General features: G+C 72.2%; 19 protein-coding genes. 13 read left to right on the top strand and 6 right to left on the bottom strand.

Going from position 1 to position 20,120, the window contains the following annotated elements; all coding sequences use genetic code 11:
• Positions 1-66: 66 nt before the first annotated feature.
• Complete coding sequence (locus tag ACZ407_RS27995; RefSeq protein ID WP_468132981.1) at positions 67-279, bottom strand: hypothetical protein; 213 nt, start codon at positions 277-279, stop codon at positions 67-69.
• 95 nt (positions 280-374) lie between these two features.
• On the opposite strand from ACZ407_RS27995, the gene ACZ407_RS27990 reads away from it, so the two are divergent.
• The 6 genes from ACZ407_RS27990 (at position 375) to ACZ407_RS27965 (ending at position 7,551) form a co-directional block, all read left to right on the top strand.
• Positions 375-1,583 carry a bifunctional adenosylcobinamide kinase/adenosylcobinamide-phosphate guanylyltransferase gene (locus tag ACZ407_RS27990; protein ID WP_468132979.1) on the top strand — a complete coding sequence of 403 codons (1,209 nt, stop codon included), beginning with the start codon at positions 375-377 and terminating at the stop codon, positions 1,581-1,583.
• A gap of 183 nt (positions 1,584-1,766) precedes the next feature.
• Positions 1,767-2,840, top strand: a complete 1,074-nt coding sequence (gene cobT / locus ACZ407_RS27985) for a nicotinate-nucleotide--dimethylbenzimidazole phosphoribosyltransferase (protein WP_468132977.1) — start codon at positions 1,767-1,769, stop codon at positions 2,838-2,840.
• Positions 2,841-2,929: 89 nt separating this feature from the next.
• Positions 2,930-4,789, top strand: a complete 1,860-nt coding sequence (locus ACZ407_RS27980; RefSeq protein WP_468132975.1) for a phosphatidylglycerol lysyltransferase domain-containing protein — start codon at positions 2,930-2,932, stop codon at positions 4,787-4,789.
• Positions 4,786-5,541, top strand: a complete 756-nt coding sequence (locus tag ACZ407_RS27975) for a hypothetical protein (RefSeq protein WP_468132973.1) — start codon at positions 4,786-4,788, stop codon at positions 5,539-5,541. Before ACZ407_RS27980 ends, ACZ407_RS27975 begins: the two co-directional genes overlap by 4 nt.
• 58 nt (positions 5,542-5,599) lie before the next feature.
• Complete coding sequence (locus ACZ407_RS27970) at positions 5,600-6,829, top strand: sensor histidine kinase (protein WP_468132971.1); 1,230 nt, start codon at positions 5,600-5,602, stop codon at positions 6,827-6,829.
• Positions 6,826-7,551: a response regulator gene (locus tag ACZ407_RS27965; protein ID WP_468132969.1), complete on the top strand. Its 726-nt coding sequence runs from the start codon at positions 6,826-6,828 to the stop codon at positions 7,549-7,551. The genes ACZ407_RS27970 and ACZ407_RS27965 overlap by 4 nt, the downstream gene beginning before the upstream one ends.
• Positions 7,552-7,653: 102 nt before the next feature.
• On the opposite strand, the gene nadA is transcribed toward ACZ407_RS27965, so the two are convergent.
• Positions 7,654-8,841, bottom strand: a complete 1,188-nt coding sequence (nadA, locus tag ACZ407_RS27960; protein ID WP_468132967.1) for a quinolinate synthase NadA — start codon at positions 8,839-8,841, stop codon at positions 7,654-7,656.
• Between the two features lie 295 nt (positions 8,842-9,136).
• On the opposite strand from nadA, the gene ACZ407_RS27955 reads away from it, so the two are divergent.
• Complete coding sequence (locus ACZ407_RS27955; protein ID WP_125640545.1) at positions 9,137-9,493, top strand: HesB/IscA family protein; 357 nt, start codon at positions 9,137-9,139, stop codon at positions 9,491-9,493.
• 140 nt (positions 9,494-9,633) lie between these two features.
• On the opposite strand, the gene ACZ407_RS27950 is transcribed toward ACZ407_RS27955, so the two are convergent.
• Both ACZ407_RS27950 and ACZ407_RS27945 read right to left on the bottom strand, forming a co-directional pair.
• On the bottom strand, positions 9,634-11,019 hold the full coding sequence (locus ACZ407_RS27950) for a hypothetical protein (RefSeq protein ID WP_468132965.1): 1,386 nt from the start codon (positions 11,017-11,019) through the stop codon (positions 9,634-9,636).
• A 67-nt stretch (positions 11,020-11,086) separates the two neighbouring features.
• A complete protein-coding gene (locus ACZ407_RS27945) occupies positions 11,087-11,302 on the bottom strand; it encodes a hypothetical protein (protein ID WP_468132963.1) in 216 nt (71 codons plus the stop codon).
• 132 nt (positions 11,303-11,434) lie between these two features.
• Between ACZ407_RS27945 and ACZ407_RS27940 the strand changes: the two genes are divergently transcribed.
• Positions 11,435-12,412, top strand: a complete 978-nt coding sequence (locus ACZ407_RS27940) for a carbohydrate kinase family protein (RefSeq protein ID WP_468132961.1) — start codon at positions 11,435-11,437, stop codon at positions 12,410-12,412.
• Between the two features lie 138 nt (positions 12,413-12,550).
• Here ACZ407_RS27940 and ACZ407_RS27935 read toward each other — a convergent pair whose 3' ends face one another.
• Entirely contained in the window at positions 12,551-13,939 is a 1,389-nt protein-coding gene (locus ACZ407_RS27935; protein ID WP_468132959.1) for an aminotransferase class V-fold PLP-dependent enzyme, read from the bottom strand.
• Between the two features lie 283 nt (positions 13,940-14,222).
• On the opposite strand from ACZ407_RS27935, the gene ctaC reads away from it, so the two are divergent.
• The 4 genes from ctaC (at position 14,223) to ACZ407_RS27915 (ending at position 18,778) form a co-directional block, all read left to right on the top strand.
• The gene (gene ctaC / locus ACZ407_RS27930) at positions 14,223-15,251 is read left to right on the top strand and encodes an aa3-type cytochrome oxidase subunit II (RefSeq protein ID WP_468132957.1); all 1,029 of its coding nucleotides are present in this window, start codon (positions 14,223-14,225) and stop codon (positions 15,249-15,251) included.
• A complete protein-coding gene (ctaD, locus tag ACZ407_RS27925; protein WP_468132955.1) occupies positions 15,248-16,984 on the top strand; it encodes an aa3-type cytochrome oxidase subunit I in 1,737 nt (578 codons plus the stop codon). Before ctaC ends, ctaD begins: the two co-directional genes overlap by 4 nt.
• Positions 16,981-17,379 (top strand): cytochrome c oxidase subunit 4, encoded by a 399-nt coding sequence (locus ACZ407_RS27920; protein ID WP_468132953.1) that lies wholly within the window; start codon positions 16,981-16,983, stop codon positions 17,377-17,379. Before ctaD ends, ACZ407_RS27920 begins: the two co-directional genes overlap by 4 nt.
• A 148-nt stretch (positions 17,380-17,527) precedes the next feature.
• Positions 17,528-18,778: a L,D-transpeptidase gene (locus ACZ407_RS27915; protein ID WP_468132951.1), complete on the top strand. Its 1,251-nt coding sequence runs from the start codon at positions 17,528-17,530 to the stop codon at positions 18,776-18,778.
• A gap of 110 nt (positions 18,779-18,888) precedes the next feature.
• On the opposite strand, the gene ACZ407_RS27910 is transcribed toward ACZ407_RS27915, so the two are convergent.
• Positions 18,889-19,290, bottom strand: a complete 402-nt coding sequence (locus ACZ407_RS27910; RefSeq protein WP_468132949.1) for a response regulator transcription factor — start codon at positions 19,288-19,290, stop codon at positions 18,889-18,891.
• Positions 19,291-19,475: 185 nt separating this feature from the next.
• Here ACZ407_RS27910 and ctaE point away from each other — a divergent pair, with 185 nt between their 5' ends.
• Positions 19,476-20,096: an aa3-type cytochrome oxidase subunit III gene (gene ctaE / locus ACZ407_RS27905; protein ID WP_468132947.1), complete on the top strand. Its 621-nt coding sequence runs from the start codon at positions 19,476-19,478 to the stop codon at positions 20,094-20,096.
• Positions 20,097-20,120: the final 24 nt, after the last annotated feature.

The following is a 20,120-nucleotide window of genomic DNA, read 5'->3' as shown; positions in this document are numbered from 1 at the left end:
AGGGGGCCGTCCGCACCGGGGCCCGGGCCGCCGCTCGCACGCGGCCCGTCCCCGGATCCCGGCGCCTCAGGCGTCCAGGGCCTCGCGCAGGCTCATCTTGTAGATCTCGGCCCCGGCGTCGTCGGAGAGCTTCACCTGCTCCACTCCGCCGTCCAGCAGCTCCCGCCAGACCTCCCCGATCCAGGACTCCGCGTCCCCCTGGGTGCTGAACTCCTCCGGCTCCACCGCCGGCGAGGTCTCCGCTCCGTCGGCCGTCTCGAACCGCCACGTCCACGCCATGTCCGCCTCCTCAGGTCCAGTCGTCTCAGCCGTAAGACTGCCCCGCAGCGTAGCCGGGCGCGCATCACTCGCGGCGACGCGGGAGGATCTTCCTCGTGGAACTGACTCTGCTCGGCACCGGCGCCCCGGAAGGCCTCCCCCGTCCCGGCTGCCCCTGCGCCGCGTGCGCCGCCTCCGTCGGCGGCCGCAGCCGCGCCGCGACCGCCCTCCTCGTCGACGGCGCCGTGCTGCTCGACCTGACCCCCGGCGCGGTCCTGGCCGCGGCCCGCGCCGGGCACTCCCTGGGCGGGGTGCGCCAGGTGCTGCTGACCCATCCGCACGACGGGCCCGCCGTGGAACTCCCGCCGGGACTGCCCGCCGCCGTGCGGGTGCCCGACGGCCGGGAGCTCGCGGTGATCAGCGGGCACCGGGTGCGGGCCGTGCCGATGGACGGCCCCGGCACCGGCTACGAGGTCACCGGCCCCGACGGGGACCGGCTGCTGTACCTGCCGCCCGGCGGCTCCCCGGCGGGGGCCCGCGACCGGCGGACCGCCACCCCGTACGACATGGTCCTCGCGGACGTCACCGGGCGGCCCGACGCCCTCGCCCTGCTGCGCGCCACCGGGGCGGTGGGGCCGACCACCGACGTGGTCGCCGTCCACCTCGACCACGACGTCCCGCCGGGCCGGGAGCTCGACCGGCGGCTGGCGGCGGCCGGGGCCCGTGCCGTGCCCGACGGCAGCACGCTGGTGGTGGGGGACTACCGCGCGGTGCCCGACCTGCCCCGCCGCACCCTGGTGCTCGGCGGCGCCCGCTCCGGCAAGTCCGTGGAGGCCGAACGCCGGCTGGAGGCCTTCCCCGAGGTCGAGTACGCGGCCACCGGCGGCACCCGCGAGGGGGACCCGGACTGGGCGGCCCGGGTCTCCCTGCACCGGGACCGCCGCCCCGGCAGCTGGCGCACCACCGAGACCTGCGAGCTGGTCCCGCTGCTCGCCCAGGACGGGCCGCCGCTGCTCGTCGACTGCCTGGCGCTGTGGCTGACCGACGCCATGGACCGGGCCGGGGCCTGGGACGACGAGACCTGGGCGGCCGGCGGCCGGGCCCGGCTGGCCGAGCGCACCGCGGAGCTGGTGGCCGCGCTGCGCGCCACCTCCCGGCAGGTGGTGGCCGTCAGCAACGAGGTGGGGTCCGGGGTGGTCCCCGCGACCGCTTCGGGCCGCCGGTTCCGCGACGAGCTGGGACGGCTGAACGCGGCCGTCGCCGCCGAGTGCGAGCACGTCCTGCTGGTCGTCGCCGGGCAGGCCCTCGTACTCAAGGACGGCTGACCGCACGCGAGGAGGGCCGGCCGCTCGCGAACAGGGCCGACCGCACGCCGGGACGGCCGACCGCACGGCAGGGCGGCGGGCCGCGCGGGAGGACGGGCGGCCGTGCGGGCCCGGCCACGGGAGCCGGGACGGACTCCCGGCCGGGGGCCGGAACCCGCCCCGGCCGCCTGTACTGTTCGGCAGATGGACAGGCTGAACCTCGACGACTTCTCCGACCTGATCGAACGCCCCGACGCAGGGGTGCGGCGTGACGCCGAAGAACGCCGCGAACGGCTGGCCGTGCCCGCCGGTTCCCTGGGCCGCCTCGACGAGCTCGCCGAATGGCTGTCCGCCGCCCAGGGCTCCGTACCGGTGCGCCCCGTCGAGCGCCCCCGGGTGCTGCTCTTCGCCGCCGACCACGGCATCGCGAGCCTGGGCGTCTCCGCCCGCCCGGCCGGCTCCGCCCACCTGCTGGTGCGCGCCGTTCTCGACGGGGAGAGCCCGGTCGCCGTGCTGGCCCGCCGGTTCGGCGCCGGGATCCGCGTGATCGACGCGGGCCTGGACTGCGACCCGGAGCTGCTGCCCGAGGAGGTCGTGCGCCACCGGGTGCGCCGCGGCAGCGGCCGCATCGACATCGAGGACGCGCTGACCGCGGACGAGGCCGAGGCCGCCCTGCGGCTGGGGATGCGGATCGCCGACGAGGAGGCCGACTCCGGCACCGACCTGGTCGTCCTCGGCGACCTCAGCGTGGGCGGCACCACGGCCGCCGCCACCCTCGTCGCCGCCCTGTGCGGGACCGACGCGTCCGTGGTCACCGGCCGCGGCGGCGCCCCCATCGACGACCTGGCCTGGATGCGCAAGTGCGCGGCGATCCGCGACTCGCTGCGCCGGGCCCGGCCCGTGCTGGGGGACCAGCTGGAGCTGCTGGCCGCGGTCGGCGGCGCCGACCTGGCCGCCATGACCGGCTTCCTGCTCCAGTGCGCGGTGCGCCGGCTGCCCGTGATCCTCGACGGAGTGGTCGCCGCGGCCTGCGCCCTGGTGGCGCAGCGGGCCGCGTTCCGGGCCCCGGACTGGTGGCTGGCCGGCCAGACGAGCGGCGAACCGGGCCAGGCGAAGGCCCTCGACCGGATGGCACTCAACCCTCTGCTCGACCACGGCGTCTCAGTGGGCGAAGGAACCGGGGCGTTGCTGGCGCTCCCGCTCGTCCAGGCGGCTGCCGCGCTCGCGGCGGAGCTGCCGCTCCGCGAGGAGGACGGGACGGCAGAGCCGGCGGTCTGAGCTTCGGGGACGGCCCTGACCACGCCGCGCCCCTGCTCTTCTGTGGACTGCGATGCCCCATATCATCGTTTTTCATGGGAGAAGTCCGTTTGGCTACCGTCGAATCGAGCCGAGAGCCCGGCCGGGACACCGGCCGGGAACCGGGCCGGGGGGACGGCCGGGAAGCCCCCGGCCGCAGCAGCGACCGCACGCCCGAGCGCGCGCCCGACCGCGCCGCGGACCGCAGCACCGTCCGCTCGCGCCGCAGCGCCGCCTTCGCCGTCTGGTACCTGCGGGCGGTCACCTTCGTCAACTTCCTGAGCGCCGTCTGGGTGTCGCTGGGGCAGGACCTGCGCCGGCACAACATCGACGACTACTACACCCCGTACATGCTCACGGCCGGCTTCGCCTCCGGACTCTTCACCCTGCTCCTCGCCGTGACCATGGGCCGCCGCAAGCGGGCCGCCTGGATCCTCAACCTGGTCCTGGGCGGACTGCTGCTGCTCCTGCTCGGCTACGGGTTCAAGTTCCCGGGGATCCGCGAGCACCCGCAGAACTGGGTCTCACTGCTCCTCACCGGCCTGTTCGTCCTCGCCCTCCTGCTCGGCCGGCGCGAGTTCTACGCCAAGGGCGACCGCTCCAACCCCCGGCTGGCCGCCGCCGTCGGCGTGTTCGGACTGCTCGCCACCTCCCTCGTCGCCGCCCTCCTCGTCGGCGCCGCCAACCGGGCCCACGGCGACGGCTCCTCCTTCATGGACCGCTGGCGCTACGGCGTGATGCGGCTGGTCACCCTGGCCGCCGACGACTCCGCCTACCCGGGGATCTCCACCCCCGCCTGGGTGGACGTCGCCATCAACTTCCTGTCCATGCTGCTGCTCCTCGCGGTGCTGTTCGCGGCCTTCCGCTCGCGCCGGGCCGTGGACCCGATCACCGAGGAGGACGAGGAGCGGCTGCGCGCCCTCCTCGCCCGGCAGGGCGACCGCGACTCCCTGGGCTACTTCGCCCTGCGCCGCGAGAAGAGCGTGATCTGGTCGCCCACCGGCAAGGCCGCCGTCACCTACCGCGTGGTCGGCGGGGTCTCGCTGGCCTCCGGCGACCCCCTCGGCGACCCCGAGGCATGGCCCGGCGCCATCGAACCCTGGCTGGCCGAGGCCCGCGAACACGGCTGGGTCCCCGCCGTCATGGGCGCGAGCGAGGAAGCGGGCACCGTCTACGCCCGGCACGGACTCGACGCCCTCGAACTCGGTGACGAGGCCATCGTGGAAACCGCCGAGTTCACCCTGGAGGGCCGGGCCATGCGCACCGTCCGGCAGGCCTACAACCGGGTCAGGCGGGCCGGCTACGAGGTCCGCATCCGCCGCCACGCCGACATCCCCGCCGCCGAGATGGACGAACTCCTGCGCCGGGCCGACGACTGGCGCGACGGCGCCACCGAACGCGGCTTCTCCATGGCCCTCGGCCGCCTCGGCGACCCCGCCGACGGCCAGTGCGTGATGCTGGAGTGCACCGACGCCGAGGGGGACCTGCGGGCCCTGCTCTCCTTCGTCCCCTGGGGCCCCAAGGGCCTCTCCCTGGACCTGATGCGCCGCGACCGCGACTCCGAGAACGGCCTCATGGAGTTCATGGTCATCGAACTCCTCGAACGCTCCCGGGAGATCGGCGTCACCCAGGTCTCCCTGAACTTCGCGATGTTCCGCTCCGTCTTCGAGCGCGGCTCCCGGCTCGGCGCCGGCCCCGTCCTGCGGATGTGGCGCTCCCTGCTGAGCTTCTTCTCGCGCTGGTGGCAGATCGAATCCCTCTACCGGGCCAACGCCAAATACCGCCCGATCTGGGAGCCGCGGTTCATGCTCTTCGAGAAGAGCTCCGACCTGCTGCGCATCGGGATCGCCGCGGGCCGGGCCGAAGGCTTCCTCGAAGCCCCCGGACTGCCGAAGTGGCTGCACCGCAGACACCTGGAGACCAAGCGTTGAGCAACGGTGCGGCGGCCCGCTTCGCACGGCGCGAGTGGGGGCCCCTCTACGGGACCCTGAAGGACGCACTCGTCCGGCGCACCTGGCGGGCCGTCCCCATGACCCTGGGAGCGGTCGCGCTCACCTCGGTCTTCCAGATCGTGCAGAACCAGAGCTGGGGCTTCCAGTTCGTCCAGAACCTCGGCTCCGTCAAGGCCACCGACCCGCTCTGGCTGGCCCTGCTGCGCACCCCGCTGTCCCTGTTCGTGCCCGCCCTGGACCTCCCGGTCTGGGGGGCGCTCGCGCAGATCCTGCTCGTCTTCGGCATCGCCGAGATCTGCATCGGCTGGTGGCGGACCCTGCTCGTCGGCTACATCGCCACCCTCGCGGGCACCACGTACGCGCGGATCGGCCTGGCCCTGGGCCCCGACCACCCGCTCGGCCTGCCCGACTCGGACCGCCTGGTCAACGACACCGGGCCCTCCGCCGCGGTCGTGGGCCTCGCCGTCTACGTCTGCTGGCGCTACCGGGCCCGCCTCACCGGCACCCTCGTGGTCCTCGTCATGATCGCGGAGGTGCTGGTCAAGAACAACCTCGCGGGCAAGGAGCACCTCGCGGCGATCGCGGCCGTCCTCGCCGTGTGCGCGGTCCGCACCAAGTGGGGCCCGGCCCGGCCGCCCGCCCCCGCGGGCGGCTCCCCGCACCCCGGCGGACGCACCGGCAGCGCCCCCTCGGACGGCCCGGAGAAACTCCGGCGGGATGCGGGCGGCTGAACCGGACGAGGACCCTCCGGGGTTCCTCCGCCCGCCCGGGCGCGTACCGTAGCCCGTCGTGACGGCGACACCCCCGGCCCTCCAGGCCCCCCGACCGGCCCGCATCCGCGCATGGCTCTGCGCGCACCCCTCCGCGACCGATGCCATGCTCGCGTCGGCCGTCCTCGTCGCGATGGTCGTCGGATCCTTCGCCGACCCGCACGGAACGAACTTCGGCACCCGCACCCCCGACCTGCCCAGCTTCGGCCTCATGCTGCTCGGCGCCGCCGCACTCGCCTTCCGGCGCCGCCGCCCCCGCACCGTCCTGGCCGCGACCAGCGCCGTCACCCTGGTCGAACTCCTCTCCGGCCCGGCCCGCGCCCCCGTCGCCATGAGCGCGGTGGTGGCCCTGTTCACCGTGGCCGCCCGCACCGACCGGCCCACCACCTGGCGGGTCGGCCTGCTCACCATGACCGGCCTGACCGCCGCCGCCATGCTCGCCGGCCCCATGCCCTGGTACGCGCAGGAGAACCTCGGCATCTTCGCCTGGACCGGCATGGCCGCGGCCGCCGGAGACGCCGTCCGCAGCCGCCGCGCGTTCGTCGACGCCATAAGGGAGCGCGCCGAACGGGCCGAACGCACCCGCGAGGAGGAGGCCCGCCGCCGCGTGGCCGAGGAGCGGCTGCGCATCGCCCGCGACCTCCACGACGTGGTCGCCCACCACATCGCCCTGGTCAACGTCCAGGCCGGAGTGGCCGCCCACGTCATGGACAAGCGCCCCGACCAGGCCAAGGAGGCACTCGCCCACGTCCGCGACGCCAGCCGCTCGGCACTCGGCGAACTCCGCGCCACCGTCGGCCTGCTGCGCCAGTCCGGCGACCCCGAGGCCCCCACCGAACCCGCCCCCGGCCTCGCCGTGCTCGACGAGCTCGTCGACACCTTCCGGCAGTCCGGCCTGCCCGTGGACGTGGCCCTCGACCCCGCCGGCCCCCCGCTCCCGGCCGGCGCCGACCTGGCCGCCTACCGGGTCATCCAGGAGGCCCTGACCAACGTCCGCAAGCACGCCGGGGCCGACGCCCGCGCCGAGGTCAGCGTGGTCCGGGTGGGCTCCGCCCTGGAGGTCACCGTCCTCGACGACGGCGGCACCGCCACTGCCGTCCCGGCCGACCCCGGCGGCGGCCACGGCCTGCTCGGCATGCGGGAGCGGGCCGGCGCCCTCGGCGGCAGCTGCGCCGCCGGACCCCGTTACGGGGGCGGCTGGCGGGTCCATGCGATCCTGCCCCTCGACAACGCCAGGGAGGAAGCATGAGCGACGACCGCCCCATCCGGGTGCTGCTCGCCGACGACCAGGCCCTGCTGCGCAGCGCCTTCAAGATCCTCGTGAACTCCGAGCCCGACATGGAGGTCGTGGGCGAGGCCTCCGACGGCGCCCAGGCCGTGGAACTCGCCCGCGAGCAGCGGGCCGACGTGGTCCTCATGGACATCCGCATGCCCGGCACCGACGGCCTCACCGCCACCCGCGCGATCAGCTCCGACCCGGAGCTCGCCGGGGTCCGCGTGGTCATGCTGACGACCTTCGAGGTGGACGAGTACGTGGTCCAGGCCCTGCGCGCCGGGGCCTCGGGCTTCCTCGGCAAGGGGGCCGAGCCCGAGGACCTGCTGGGCGCCATCCGCATCGCCCACGCCGGCGAGGCCCTGCTCTCCCCGGTCGCCACCAAGGGGCTCATCGCCCGGTTCCTCGCCCAGGGCGGCGGCCCCGGCCCCGCCCCGGACGCCGCCGGCCACGCCGAACGCCTCGAAGCCCTCACCGGCCGCGAGCGCGAGGTCCTCGTCCACGTGGCCGCCGGGCTGTCCAACGACGAGATCGCGGGACGCCTGGAGGTCAGCCCGCTGACCGTCAAGACCCACGTCAACCGGGCCATGGCCAAGCTGTCCGCCCGCGACCGGGCCCAGCTCGTCGTCATCGCCTACGAGTCCGGCCTAGTACGGCCGCGCGGCGAGGCCGTACCGCAACAGGGGCAGGACCGGTAGCCACCGGGGCCGCCGGGCCTGCCGCCGTACGCCGAAGGGGCGCCCCTCGCAGGAGGGGCGCCCCTTCGGCGCGGTCCCGGGCGGGCCGGGGGAGCGGAGCCGCTACGGCAGCGCGAGCATGCGCTCCAGCGCCAGCTTCGCGAAGCTCTCGGTCTCCTTGTCCACCTGGATCTGGTTGACGAGGTTGCCCTCGGCCAGCGACTCCAGGGTCCACACGAGGTGCGGCAGGTCGATCCGGTTCATGGTGGAGCAGAAGCAGACCGTCTTGTCGAGGAAGACGACTTCCTTGTCCTCGGCGGCGAAACGGTTCGCCAGGCGGCGCACCAGGTTCAGCTCGGTGCCGATGGCCCACTTGGAGCCGGCCGGGGCCGCCTCCAGCGCCTTGATGATGTACTCCGTGGAGCCCACGTAGTCCGCGGCTGCCACGACCTCGTGCTTGCACTCGGGGTGCACGAGCACGTTCACACCCGGGATCCGCTCGCGGACGTCGTTGACCGAGTCCAGGCTGAACCGGCCGTGCACCGAGCAGTGGCCCCGCCACAGGATCATCTTCGCGGCGCGCAGCTCCTCGGCGGTCAGGCCGCCGTTCGGCTTGTGCGGGTTGTAGACCACGCAGTCGTCCAGGGACATGCCCATGTCGCGGACGGCGGTGTTGCGGCCCAGGTGCTGGTCCGGCAGGAACAGCACCTTCTCGCCCTGCTCGAAGGCCCAGTCCAGGGCCTTCTTCGCGTTCGACGAGGTGCAGATGGTGCCGCCGTGCTTGCCGGTGAAGGCCTTGATGTCGGCGGAGGAGTTCATGTACGAGACGGGGACGGTGACCTCCGCCACGCCCGCCTCGGTCAGCACGTCCCAGCACTCGGCGACCTGCTCGGCGGTGGCCATGTCGGCCATGGAGCAGCCCGCGGCCAGGTCCGGCAGGACCACCTTCTGGTCGTCGGTGGTCAGGATGTCCGCCGACTCGGCCATGAAGTGCACGCCGCAGAAGACGATGTACTCCGCCTCCGGCTTGGCGGCGGCGTCGCGGGCCAGCTTGAAGGAGTCGCCGGTGACGTCGGCGAACTCGATGACCTCGTCACGCTGGTAGTGGTGGCCGAGGATGAAGACCTTGTCCCCGAGCTTCTCCTTGGCCGCGCGGGCGCGCGCCACGAGGTCCGGGTCGGACGGCGAGGGGAGGTCGCCCGGACACTCCACGCCCCGCTCGCTCTTGGGGTCGGCCTCACGGCCGAGCAGCAGCAGGGCAAGGGGCGTCGGCTGGACGTCCAAAGGCTGGGCGGTGGTCACGACACGCACCCTTTCTGTTCTGCGACTTCAGTCTGTGGTCTGCGACTACGCGACTTCTCGTCTAGTTGACGTTATCTATCATAACCGCTTCACGTCACTTTGACGATGCCGATAAGTGTCGATGTGACGAATTCGCAGGCCGCTCAAGAGGGGGTCCACCCCTCCGTCCCGGTGTGCGAGCATGAATGTCTGAAACAAGCGTCAGGCCCGGAATGAATCCGCGGCCCCGTCGGTTGCCACCGACGGCAAGAGTCCGACGTTTCCCCGCCCCGCGGGGAGCCGCCCACTTCGGGAGTGAATGCAGATGTCCGTTCAGGACGACAAGACCACTGTGAGCGACGGCATCCTCCTGTCCGACGCCGCCGCCGCCAAGGTCAAGGCCCTGCTGGAGCAGGAAGGCCGCGACGACCTGGCCCTCCGCGTCGCGGTCCAGCCCGGTGGCTGCTCCGGCCTGCGCTACCAGCTCTTCTTCGACGAGCGCTCCCTCGACGGCGACGTGGTCAAGGACTTCGACGGGGTCAAGGTCGTCACCGACCGCATGAGCGCCCCCTACCTGGGCGGCGCCTCCATCGACTTCGTGGACACCATCGAGAAGCAGGGCTTCACGATCGACAACCCGAACGCCACGGGCTCCTGCGCCTGCGGCGACTCCTTCAGCTAAACCGCGCCCGGGCCTGCAGGGCCCGCGCCACCGCGCTGAAAAGGGGCGGCACCGGATCCCTCCGGTGCCGCCCCTGCGCGCTTCCACGGGCCGCCGGGGCCCCTGCCCGGCCCCCGCTCCGGGCCCGCCGACCCTGCCCGCTACTGCCGGCGCAGCTGGTCGCCCGTGGTCCCGTCGACCACCTTCCGCCCGCCGAGCGGCTGGTCCAGCGTCGCCGTGAGCGACATCTCCTGCGCGATCAGGATGCACGCCCGGTCCGGGTCCTTCGGGGTGTCCGTGACCCGCACCGTCACCGTCTGCGGGTGCTCCCGCACCTCCAGGGCGTACGTGCTGCACACCCCGCCCCAGAAGTGCACCGTCAGCTTCCGGCCGCTCTCCTCGTACGAGAAGCCCGGCACCGTCTGCGCCCTCGGCGGGGTCTGCCCGCCTGCTGCGGCCGGCTGGGCCACCACGTACCCCGGCCCGCCGTCCCGGCCCGCGACGCGGAACAGCCAGGCCGGCACCAGCTGCCGGGTGCCGCCCTCCGCGGACGGCGTCAGGCCCAGCACCGCCCCCGTGACCCTCTCGGTCCGCGCCGGCTCGCCCGGGCCGGGGTCCTCCGGCAGGCAGGGCGCCAGGTCCACGGCATGGCCCGGCACCGCGGCCGCGTCCGGGACCGGGGTCGCGCAGCCGCCGATCGGCGGCCGGGCGGGGCCCGCGTTCAGCCGCTCCAGCGCCTCGGCGGCCGTCACCACGTCCCGACCCTCCCCGCGCACCGGGGCCGACAGCTCGCCGCTCCCGCCGGCCACCCGGCCGTCCGGGCCGATCTCCACCTTCGTGGACCAGTTGTGCGTGGGCAGCCCGCCGACCACCGGATCCGCCGTGACCACCCGTACGGCGCCCAGCACCGCCTTCGCGTCCAGCTTCGCCCCGGACAGCCCCGCGGCCTCCAGCACCGGAGCCGCGGCCGCCTTCGCCGCCTCCTCGCTCACCGGGCCGCCGCCGGACGGCCCGTCCGGGCCCTCCGGGAGCACCGCCGGCCCGCAGGTGTCCTTCCCGCGCTCGCAGTCGTCCCCGCCGCCCGTCTGGTGGAGGGTGAACGACCAGGCCCCGGGCGCCTGCGCGGCCACCTGGAGGCGCGGCCCGGAGGAGTCCTTGGACACCCCGGCCCGCCACAGCCCCCCGGACAGCCGGGGCGCGCCGTCCACGCCGAGCGCCGCGGCCAGCCGGGCCACCCGCTCCTGCGTCACCTCGCCCGTCAGCCGGTACGCGTACGCCTTCCCCGGCCCCTCCGGGAGCTTCACGGCAGCCCTGTAGACCACCCCGTTCCCGGAGGGATCGGGCTCACCGGGGGCGATGCCCGGCGGGGGAGTGGTGGGGCCCGGCACGGGGGCGCCGGACGCCGAGCTCCGGGGCGCGGCCTGGCCGCCGTAGGCCGTGCTCGCCCAGTACGCCGTACCGCCGCCCGCGAGCAGGACCGCGGCCGCGATCGAGGCAACGGCCGTGGAGGGCCGCCGCCGCATCCGAGGGGTGGAATCTCCGGTCACCGCATTGCTCCTTCGCCGTCCGTGGTGCTGGTGGGACGGAGCCGGAGGCTATCCGGTTCCCGGCCGGTCAGTACCCGTACGCGGCCGTGCCGGCGATGAGACGGGCCGAGGACGCGGGCACGGTGATCCCGTGGATCCGGTCGGGAGTCACCCGAACGGGGTCCGGGCCGGCCGGCGCGGCCCAGTGCGGGGCCATCCGCGCACCCTCGCCGATCAGGCCTGCGAGGCCGGAACCGGCCGCTCGCTCGGCGGTGGACATGGCGGAGTCGGGGTAAGTCCTCATGCGGGCACGGTATGCATGCGGGCCTATGCGGAGAAAGGGCTACTACGGGGTAGTTTCGCACCGTCCACGCGGGCGGGCGGGAGCGGGTAGCGTTGACCGTCCCCTTCCGCCCCTCGCAGGAGCATCCACGCCGTGCGTATCGCAGTCACCGGCTCCATCGCCACCGACCACCTCATGACCTTCCCCGGCCGCTTCGCCGACCAGTTCGTCGCGGACCAGCTGCACACGGTCTCCCTCTCCTTCCTCGTCGACAACCTCGACGTGCGGCGGGGCGGGGTCGGCCCGAACATCTGCTTCGGAATGGGGCAGCTCGGCGCCCGCCCGATCCTGGTGGGCGCAGCAGGCTACGACTTCGACGAGTACCGCGCCTGGCTCGACCGGCACGGCGTCGACACCCAGTCCGTGCGCATCTCCGAGGTGCTCCACACGGCCCGCTTCGTGTGCACCACGGACAAGGACCACAACCAGATCGGCTCCTTCTACACCGGCGCCATGAGCGAGGCCCGCCTCATCGAGCTCAAGTCCGTCGCGGACCGGGTCGGCGGCCTGGACCTGGTGCTGATCGGCGCCGACGACCCCGAGGCGATGCTGCGCCACACCGAGGAGTGCCGCAGCCGGGAGATCCCGTTCGCCGCGGACTTCTCCCAGCAGATCGCCCGCATGGACGGCGAGAACATCCGCACCCTGATGGAGGGCGCGACCTTCCTCTTCTCGAACGAGTACGAGAAGGGCCTCATCGAGTCCAAGTCCGGCTGGACCGACGAGGAGATCCTCGCCAAGGTCGGCACCCGGGTCACCACCCTCGGCTCCCAGGGCGTGAAGATCGAACGGGCCGGCCACGAGCCGATCCTCGTCGGCTGCCCCGAGGAGAACGCGAAGGTGGACCCGACCGGTGTCGGCGACGCGTTCCGCGCGGGCTTCCTCACCGGCCTCGGTTGGGGCGTCGGCCTGGAGCGCGCGGCGCAGGTCGGCTGCATGCTGGCCACGCTCGTGATCGAGACCCTGGGCACCCAGGAGTACACGCTCGCGCGGGCGCACTTCATGGAGCGCTTCACCAAGGCGTACGGCGAGGAAGCGGCCGCGGAGGTCCAGGCCCACCTGACCGTCTGACCCCCGGGGCCTCCGCCCCCGGACCCCCCTCGCCGGCACACGAAGCCCGTCCGGCATTCGAGGGCCGGGGTCCGGGGCGGAGCCCCCGTCCGGGAAGGGGACGGCGGGGGAGAGCCCCGCACGGCCGCACACGCAGGGTCACACCAGGCGCCGCACCCGGTAGGCCACGCCCCCGCCCTCCGCAGGGGATTCGCCCAGGTACTCCTGCCCCCGCATCGCACACCACGCCGGAATGTCCAGCCGCGCCACCTCGTCGTCCGAGACGACCGTGACCACCCCGCCCACCGGCACCGTGGTGATCACCTTCGCCAGCTCGATCACCGGCTGCGGACACCGCAGCCCCAGCGCGTCCACCACCGCCGACTCCCCGGCCGGCGGCAGGACCGGCTCGCCCGCCCCCGGCACCCCCAGCCGCTCCCGCACCCCCGCCACCGCCCCCGGCAGCACCTCCAGGAAGCGGTTCACCTCCTCCGCCGTCGTGCCCGGCGGCAGCGAGAGCCGTACGTTCCCCTCCGACAGCACCCCCATCGCCTTGAGCACATGGCTGGGCGTCAGGGTCGAACTCGTGCACGAGGAGCCGGACGAGACGGAGAAGCCCGCCCGGTCCAGCTCGTGGAGCAGGACCTCCCCGTCCACGTAGAGGCAGGAGAAGGTCACCAGGTGCGGCAGCCGCCGGTCCGCGTCCCCGACCACCTCCACGTCCGGGACCAGCCGGGCCACCCGGCGCCGGATCCGGTCCACCAGCACCCGCAGCCGCCGCGCCTCCTCCTCGGCCTCGGCCCGTACCGCCCGCAGCGAGGCCGCCGCGGCCACGACGGCCGGGATGTTCTCGAAGCCCGCCGAACGCCCCGACTCCCGCTCGTCCACGGGACCTTGGGGCGCGAACCGGACCCCCTTGCGGACCGCCAGCAGCCCCACCCCGGCCGGCCCGCCCCACTTGTGGGCGCTCCCGGCCAGCAGGGACCACCCGCCCGGCACCGGCCCCCACGGCAGCGACTGGGCCGCGTCCACGAACAGCGGCACCCCCGCCGCCCGGCAGGCCTCGGCGGCCTCCGCCACCGGCTGCTCCGTGCCCACCTCGTGGTTGGCGGACTGAAGGCACGCCAGCGCGGTGTCCGCCCGCAGCGCGGCGGCGAAGGACTCGGCCGCCACCGCCCCCGAACGGTCCACCGCCACCTCCGTGACGCTCCCGCCGGCCGCCGCGTGCGCCTCCGCCGCATGGAGTACGGAGGAATGCTCGACTGCCGATACGACCAGATGCCCGCCGACGCGCCGGCGCCCCGCGAGCACCCCCGCCATGCCGAGGTGAACCGCGCGTGTCCCCGAAGGAGTGAACACGAGCTCGTCCGGGCGGCAGCCCACGGCCTCCGCCGCCGCCTCCCGCGCCGCGTCCAGGAGCAGCCGGGCCCGGCGCCCTTCCCGGTACAGCCGGGCCGGGTCCGCCCAGCCCTCGTCGAGCGCGGCCACCAGGGCCTGGCGGGCCACCGGGTGCAGCGGAGCGGAGGAAGCGGAGTCGAAGTACGGCATACGCGCACGCTAACCCGCCTGCCCGCATCCCCGGGTCAGGGGGCGTCAGATGGCTCTCCGGGCCCGCCCTGCGGGGGTGTTGGGCGTGTCCCCCGGAAGGCGGAGCCACCCCTTCGGGGGCTGTCGCGGCGCGTTGGGCACCCTCCCCGCGCGACCCCAAATAGCGTCCAGTAGGGTTTGGTCCGCATAAACATCCAAACCCCTGCCCGCGTCAGGGCCGGCGACCGACCCGCGAGACGGCCGCAGCCGGTCACGCGGGCCGAGACTCTCGGGAAGGCGCTACGTGAGTCCCTACGGCTCCGACCGCTCGCCGCGGCGCCCGATGCGGCGGAAGCTGCTGCAGGCGCTGACTGCGGGTATGGTCCTGGCGACCGCCACTGGTTGCTCGTATACCTGGAAAGACTTCCCCCGCCTCGGAATGCCCACCCCGGTCACCGAGGAGGCGCCGCGCATCCTCTCCCTGTGGCAGGGCTCCTGGGCGGCTGCTCTCGTCACCGGCATCCTGGTCTGGGGCCTGATCCTGTGGAGCGTCGTCTTCCACCGGCGCAGCCGCACCAAGGTGGAGGTTCCGCCGCAGACCCGGTACAACATGCCGATCGAGGCGCTGTACACCGTGGTCCCGCTCATCATCGTCTCGGTGCTGTTCTACTTCACCGCGCGTGACGAGTCGAAGCTCCTCACCCTCTCCGAGAAGCCGAAGCACACCATCAACGTGGTCGGCTTCCAGTGGAGCTGGGGCTTCAACTACATCGAGGACGTCGACGGCGACGCCGCGACTCCGAAGCTGCCTGCGGCCACCGAGGAAGAGGGCGCGGAGCACGGGAAGGGCGAGGCCGAGGCCCCGCGCGTTCCCAAGGAGCTCGCCTCGATCCCGGACAGGTACACCAAGGACTTCCCCGCGGGCGCCGAGGGCGTCTACACCAAGGGCGTCCCCGGTGACCGGAACCCCCAGACGGGCAACCCGGGTCCGACCCTCTGGCTCCCCAAGGGCGAGAAGGTCCGCTTCATCCTCTCGTCCAACGACGTCATCCACTCGTTCTGGGTGGTGCCCTTCCTGTTCAAGCAGGACGTCATCCCCGGCCACACCAATGTCTTCGAGGTGACCCCCACGCAGGAGGGCACCTTCATGGGCAAGTGCGCCGAGCTCTGCGGCGTCGACCACTCCCGGATGCTCTTCAACGTGAAGGTCGTCTCCCCGGAGCGCTACCAGGCGCACCTGAAGGAGCTGGCCGAGAAGGGGCAGACCGGTTACCTCCCGGCCGGTATCAAGCAGACGAACCCGGCCCGGAACTCGGAGACGAACAAACTGTGAGCATCCTCAACGAACCTCAGGGTGCCGCGGCAGCTGACGCCTCGTACGAGAACGAGCTGCCGGTGCGGCGCAAGCAGCCGGGCAATGTCGTCGTGAAGTGGCTGACCACCACCGACCACAAGACGATCGGCACGCTCTACCTGGTCACCTCGTTCGTGTTCTTCATCATCGGCGGCATCATGGCGCTCTTCATGCGCGCCGAGCTTGCCCGTCCGGGTACGCAGATCATGTCGAACGAGCAGTTCAACCAGGCGTTCACGATGCACGGCACGATCATGCTGCTGATGTTCGCGACGCCGCTGTTCGCGGGCTTCGCGAACTGGATCATGCCGCTGCAGATCGGCGCGCCGGACGTGGCGTTCCCGCGGCTGAACATGTTCGCGTACTGGCTGTACCTCTTCGGTTCGACCATCGCGGTGGCCGGCTTCATCACCCCGCAGGGTGCCGCCGACTTCGGCTGGTTCGCCTACTCCCCGCTGTCGGACGCCGTCCGCTCGCCGGGCATCGGCGCCGACATGTGGATCATGGGTCTGGCCTTCTCCGGCTTCGGCACCATCCTCGGCTCGGTCAACTTCATCACCACGATCATCTGCATGCGCGCGCCCGGCATGACGATGTTCCGCATGCCGATCTTCACCTGGAACGTGCTGCTGACCGGTGTCCTGGTCCTGCTCGCCTTCCCGGTGCTCGCCGCCGCGCTCTTCGCGCTGGAGGCGGACCGCAAGTTCGGTGCGCACGTGTTCGACGCGTCCAACGGCGGCGCACTCCTGTGGCAGCACCTCTTCTGGTTCTTCGGACACCCAGAGGTGTACATCATCGCCCTGCCGTTCTTCGGAATCATTTCCGAAGTGATCCCGGTCTTCTCGCGCAAGCCGATGTTCGGTTACATCGGCCTGATCGCCGCGACGATCGCGATCGCCGGCCTCTCCGTGACCGTGTGGGCCCACCACATGTACGTCACCGGCGGTGTGCTGCTGCCCTTCTTCTCCTTCATGACCTTCCTGATCGCGGTCCCGACCGGTGTGAAGTTCTTCAACTGGATCGGCACCATGTGGAAGGGCTCGCTGTCCTTCGAGACCCCGATGCTCTGGGCCGTCGGCTTCCTGATCACCTTCACCTTCGGTGGTCTGACCGGCGTCATCCTGGCCTCGCCCCCGATGGACTTCCACGTCTCCGACTCGTACTTCGTCGTCGCGCACTTCCACTACGTCATCTTCGGCACCGTGGTCTTCGCGATGTTCTCCGGCTTCCACTTCTGGTGGCCGAAGTTCACGGGCAAGATGCTGGACGAGCGCCTCGGCAAGATCACGTTCTGGACCCTGTTCGTGGGCTTCCACGGCACGTTCCTGGTGCAGCACTGGCTCGGCGCGGAGGGCATGGCCCGCCGTTACGCGGACTACCTCGACGCCGACGGCTTCACCGCGCTGAACACCATCTCGACGATCAGCTCCTTCCTGCTCGGCCTGTCGATGCTTCCGTTCATGTACAACGTGTGGAAGACCGCCAAGTACGGCAAGAAGATCGAGGTCGACGACCCGTGGGGCTACGGCCGCTCCCTGGAGTGGGCGACCTCCTGCCCGCCGCCGCGGCACAACTTCCTCACGCTGCCGCGCATTCGCTCCGAATCCCCGGCCTTCGACCTGCACCACCCGGAGATCGCCGCCCTCGACCACCTCGAGGGCCACGGCGAGCCGGCCAAGGCCGTCACCGGTGACAAGGAGGCCGGCAAGTGAAGATCCAGGGCAAGATGTTCCTCTGGCTCTCCGCGTTCATCCTGATCATGGCCGTCGTGTACGGCGTGTGGTCGAAGGAGCCGGCGGGCACCACCGCGCTCTTCCTGGCCTTCGGCCTGAGCGTCATGATCGGCTACTACCTGGCCTTCACGGCCAAGCGTGTGGACGCCATGGCCCAGGACAACAAGGAGGCCGATGTCGCGGACGAGGCCGGCGAGCTCGGCTTCTTCTCCCCGCACAGCTGGCAGCCGCTCTCCCTGGCCATCGGCGGCGCCCTGGCCTTCATGGGCGTCATCTTCGGCTGGTGGCTGCTGTACTTCTCCGCTCCGGTGATCCTCGTGGGTCTGTGGGGCTGGGTGTACGAGTACTACCGCGGTGAGAACCAGAACCAGTAGCACCGGCTGAGCAGCCGTTCCGGCCCGGCCGGAGGGCCGCGCAGGCACCAGGCGTTGGGGCCCGGACACCTCGTGACGAGGAGTCCGGGCCCCTCGTTTGCAGTCACCCCGCGCGCAGTAATAGTCATATCTTCATAGCGTTTGAGGCATGAGCCACTCACCGCGTCTTTGGACCGTTCTCAGCTGCTCCATGCTGGTCGCGTCCCTCGGAGCCGGCGCCGCGGCGTGCGGGTCCCGGGGGAACCCGCTCTCCGCCCGCCCCTATGACGCGGCCGAGCAGGTCGGGTTCAACCAGAAGGCCGGCAGCCGCCCCGTCGATCCCGACCGGCCGCTGGAGGTGACCGTCAAGGGCAAGGACGGGCGCATCACCGACGTGACCGCCGTCGACACCCACGGCCGCCGCCTCGCCGGCGAGCTCTCCGCGGACGGCGACCGCTGGCACAGCACCTCACCGCTCGCCGCCGGCGTCCGCTACACCGTCACCGTCCGCACCGAACGCAGCGACGGCGCCCCGGGGCAGCGCACGCTGTCCTTCGACACCACCCCCGCCCACAAGGTCCTCAAGGTCGAATTCGGCCCGGACGCGGGCAAATACGGGGTCGGGCAGCCCATCACCGCCGAGCTCAACGAACCCGTCGCCGACAAGGCCGCCCGGGCCGTCGTCGAACGGGCCCTCGTCGTCGAGTCCACGCCCCGCACCGAGGGCGCCTGGTACTGGGTGGACGACAAGAAGCTGCACTTCCGCCCCAAGGAGTACTGGCCCGCCCACTCCACCGTCTCCGTACGCAGCAACCTGGAGGGCATCCAGGTCACCCCCGGCCTCCACGGGGCCGCCAGCAAGCCCCTGAAGCTGGAGATCGGCGACCGGGTGGAGGTCGTCACCGACGCCGCCGCCCACTCGCTCACCTTCCGGCGCAACGGAGAAGTGATCAACACCATCCCCGTGACCACCGGCAAGCCCGGGTTCTCCACCCGCAACGGCTACAAGGTGGTCCTCGGCAAGCAGTACTACGTCCAGATGCGCGGGGACACCGTCGGCATCTCCCAGGGCAGCAGCGAGTACTACAACCTGCCCGTCTACTACGCCACCCGCGTCACCTGGAGTGGTGAATACGTCCACGCGGCGCCGTGGTCCGTCGGCTCCCAGGGCTACGAGAACGTCAGTCACGGCTGCACCGGCATGAGCACCGGCAACGCCGCCTGGTTCTACGAGAACATCACCGAAGGCGACATCGTCCGGGTCGTCAACAGCATCGGCGAGGACATGGACCCGTTCGGGAACGGCTTCGGCGACTGGAACGTGCCCTGGAAGAAGTGGCGCGAGGGCAGCGCCCTGCTGGGCGGCACCCCCGACGGCCACACCCGGGCCGACAAGGCCCGGCTGCGCCCGCAGGTGTGATCAACGGGCCCCGCCGGGCCCCGGCACGCGTTCGGGGCCCCTCGGGGCCCCGAACCGCGTCCTCGGGGCCTCCTGCGGCCCCTGGCGCCCTCACAAGACGGCCGGACCCGTCAGTGGTCCACCGAAAGCCGCGTCCGCAGCACGTCCGCCAGGGCGTCCGCGAACTCCACCGGGTCCACCGGATGGGTGACCGCCCGGTCCGCCCGGCTCCAGGTGGCCAGCCAGGCGTCCTGCGGACGCCCGATCAGCAGCAGCACCGGCGGGCAGCGGAAGATCTCGTCCTTGATCTGGCGGCACACGCCCATCCCGCCCGCGGGCACCGCCTCCCCGTCCAGCACGCACGCGTCGATCCCGCCCTCTTCCAGGGCCTTCAGCACGGCCGGCAGGGTCGCGCACTCCACGAACTCCACCGGCGGCAGGTCCGCGGCGGGCCTGTGCCCTGCCGCCAGCCGCACCTGCTCCCTCGTGTTGGCGTCGTCGCTGTAGACCAGAACCCTCGCAGTCGCCCGCATCGTTCCTCCACGCGTCACAGGAATCACAGTGATGTTGCGCGGGATCGTACTCCTCCCGACGTCCTGTCAACATCGGTTCGCACGCCCCGGTGACGGCCGTTTGCTGGGCCGTTCGGGCAGTGCACACCCCCCGGACACTCCGAACGGCACCCCCCGGGGTGAGGGCGGGATAAGCGACCGACATAATGTCGGTCGTGGCGACAGCAACGACAGTAGATACCGGGCACGCGCACCCGACGGTCAACAGGCCGAACCTCGTCAGCGTCGGAACCATCATCTGGTTGAGTTCCGAGCTGATGTTCTTCGCGGCCCTTTTCGCGATGTACTTCACCCTGCGATCGGTGACGGGCACCGAGTTCTGGTCCGAGAAGGCGGACCTTCTCAACCTCCCGTTCTCGGCGACGAACACCACGATCCTCGTGCTCTCCTCCCTCACCTGCCAGCTCGGCGTCTTCGCCGCCGAGCGCGGTGACGTGAAGAAGCTCCGCACCTGGTTCGTGATCACCTTCGTGATGGGTGCGATCTTCATTGGCGGCCAGGTGTTCGAGTACACCGAGCTGGTCAAGAAGGACGGCCTCTCGCTGTCCTCGGACCCGTACGGCTCGGTCTTCTACCTGACCACCGGCTTCCACGGTCTGCACGTGACGGGCGGTCTCATCGCCTTCCTGCTGGTCCTGGGCCGGACGTACGCGGCCAAGAGGTTCACCCACGAACAGGCCACCTCGGCCATCGTCGTGTCCTACTACTGGCACTTCGTCGATGTCGTCTGGATCGGCCTCTTCGCCACGATCTACCTGATCAAGTAGCGATCACGTCGCCGGGTCCGAGCC

Source organism: Streptomyces sp. NPDC030809 (assembly GCF_055572195.1).
This window is presented reverse-complemented; position numbering and strand designations above follow the sequence as displayed.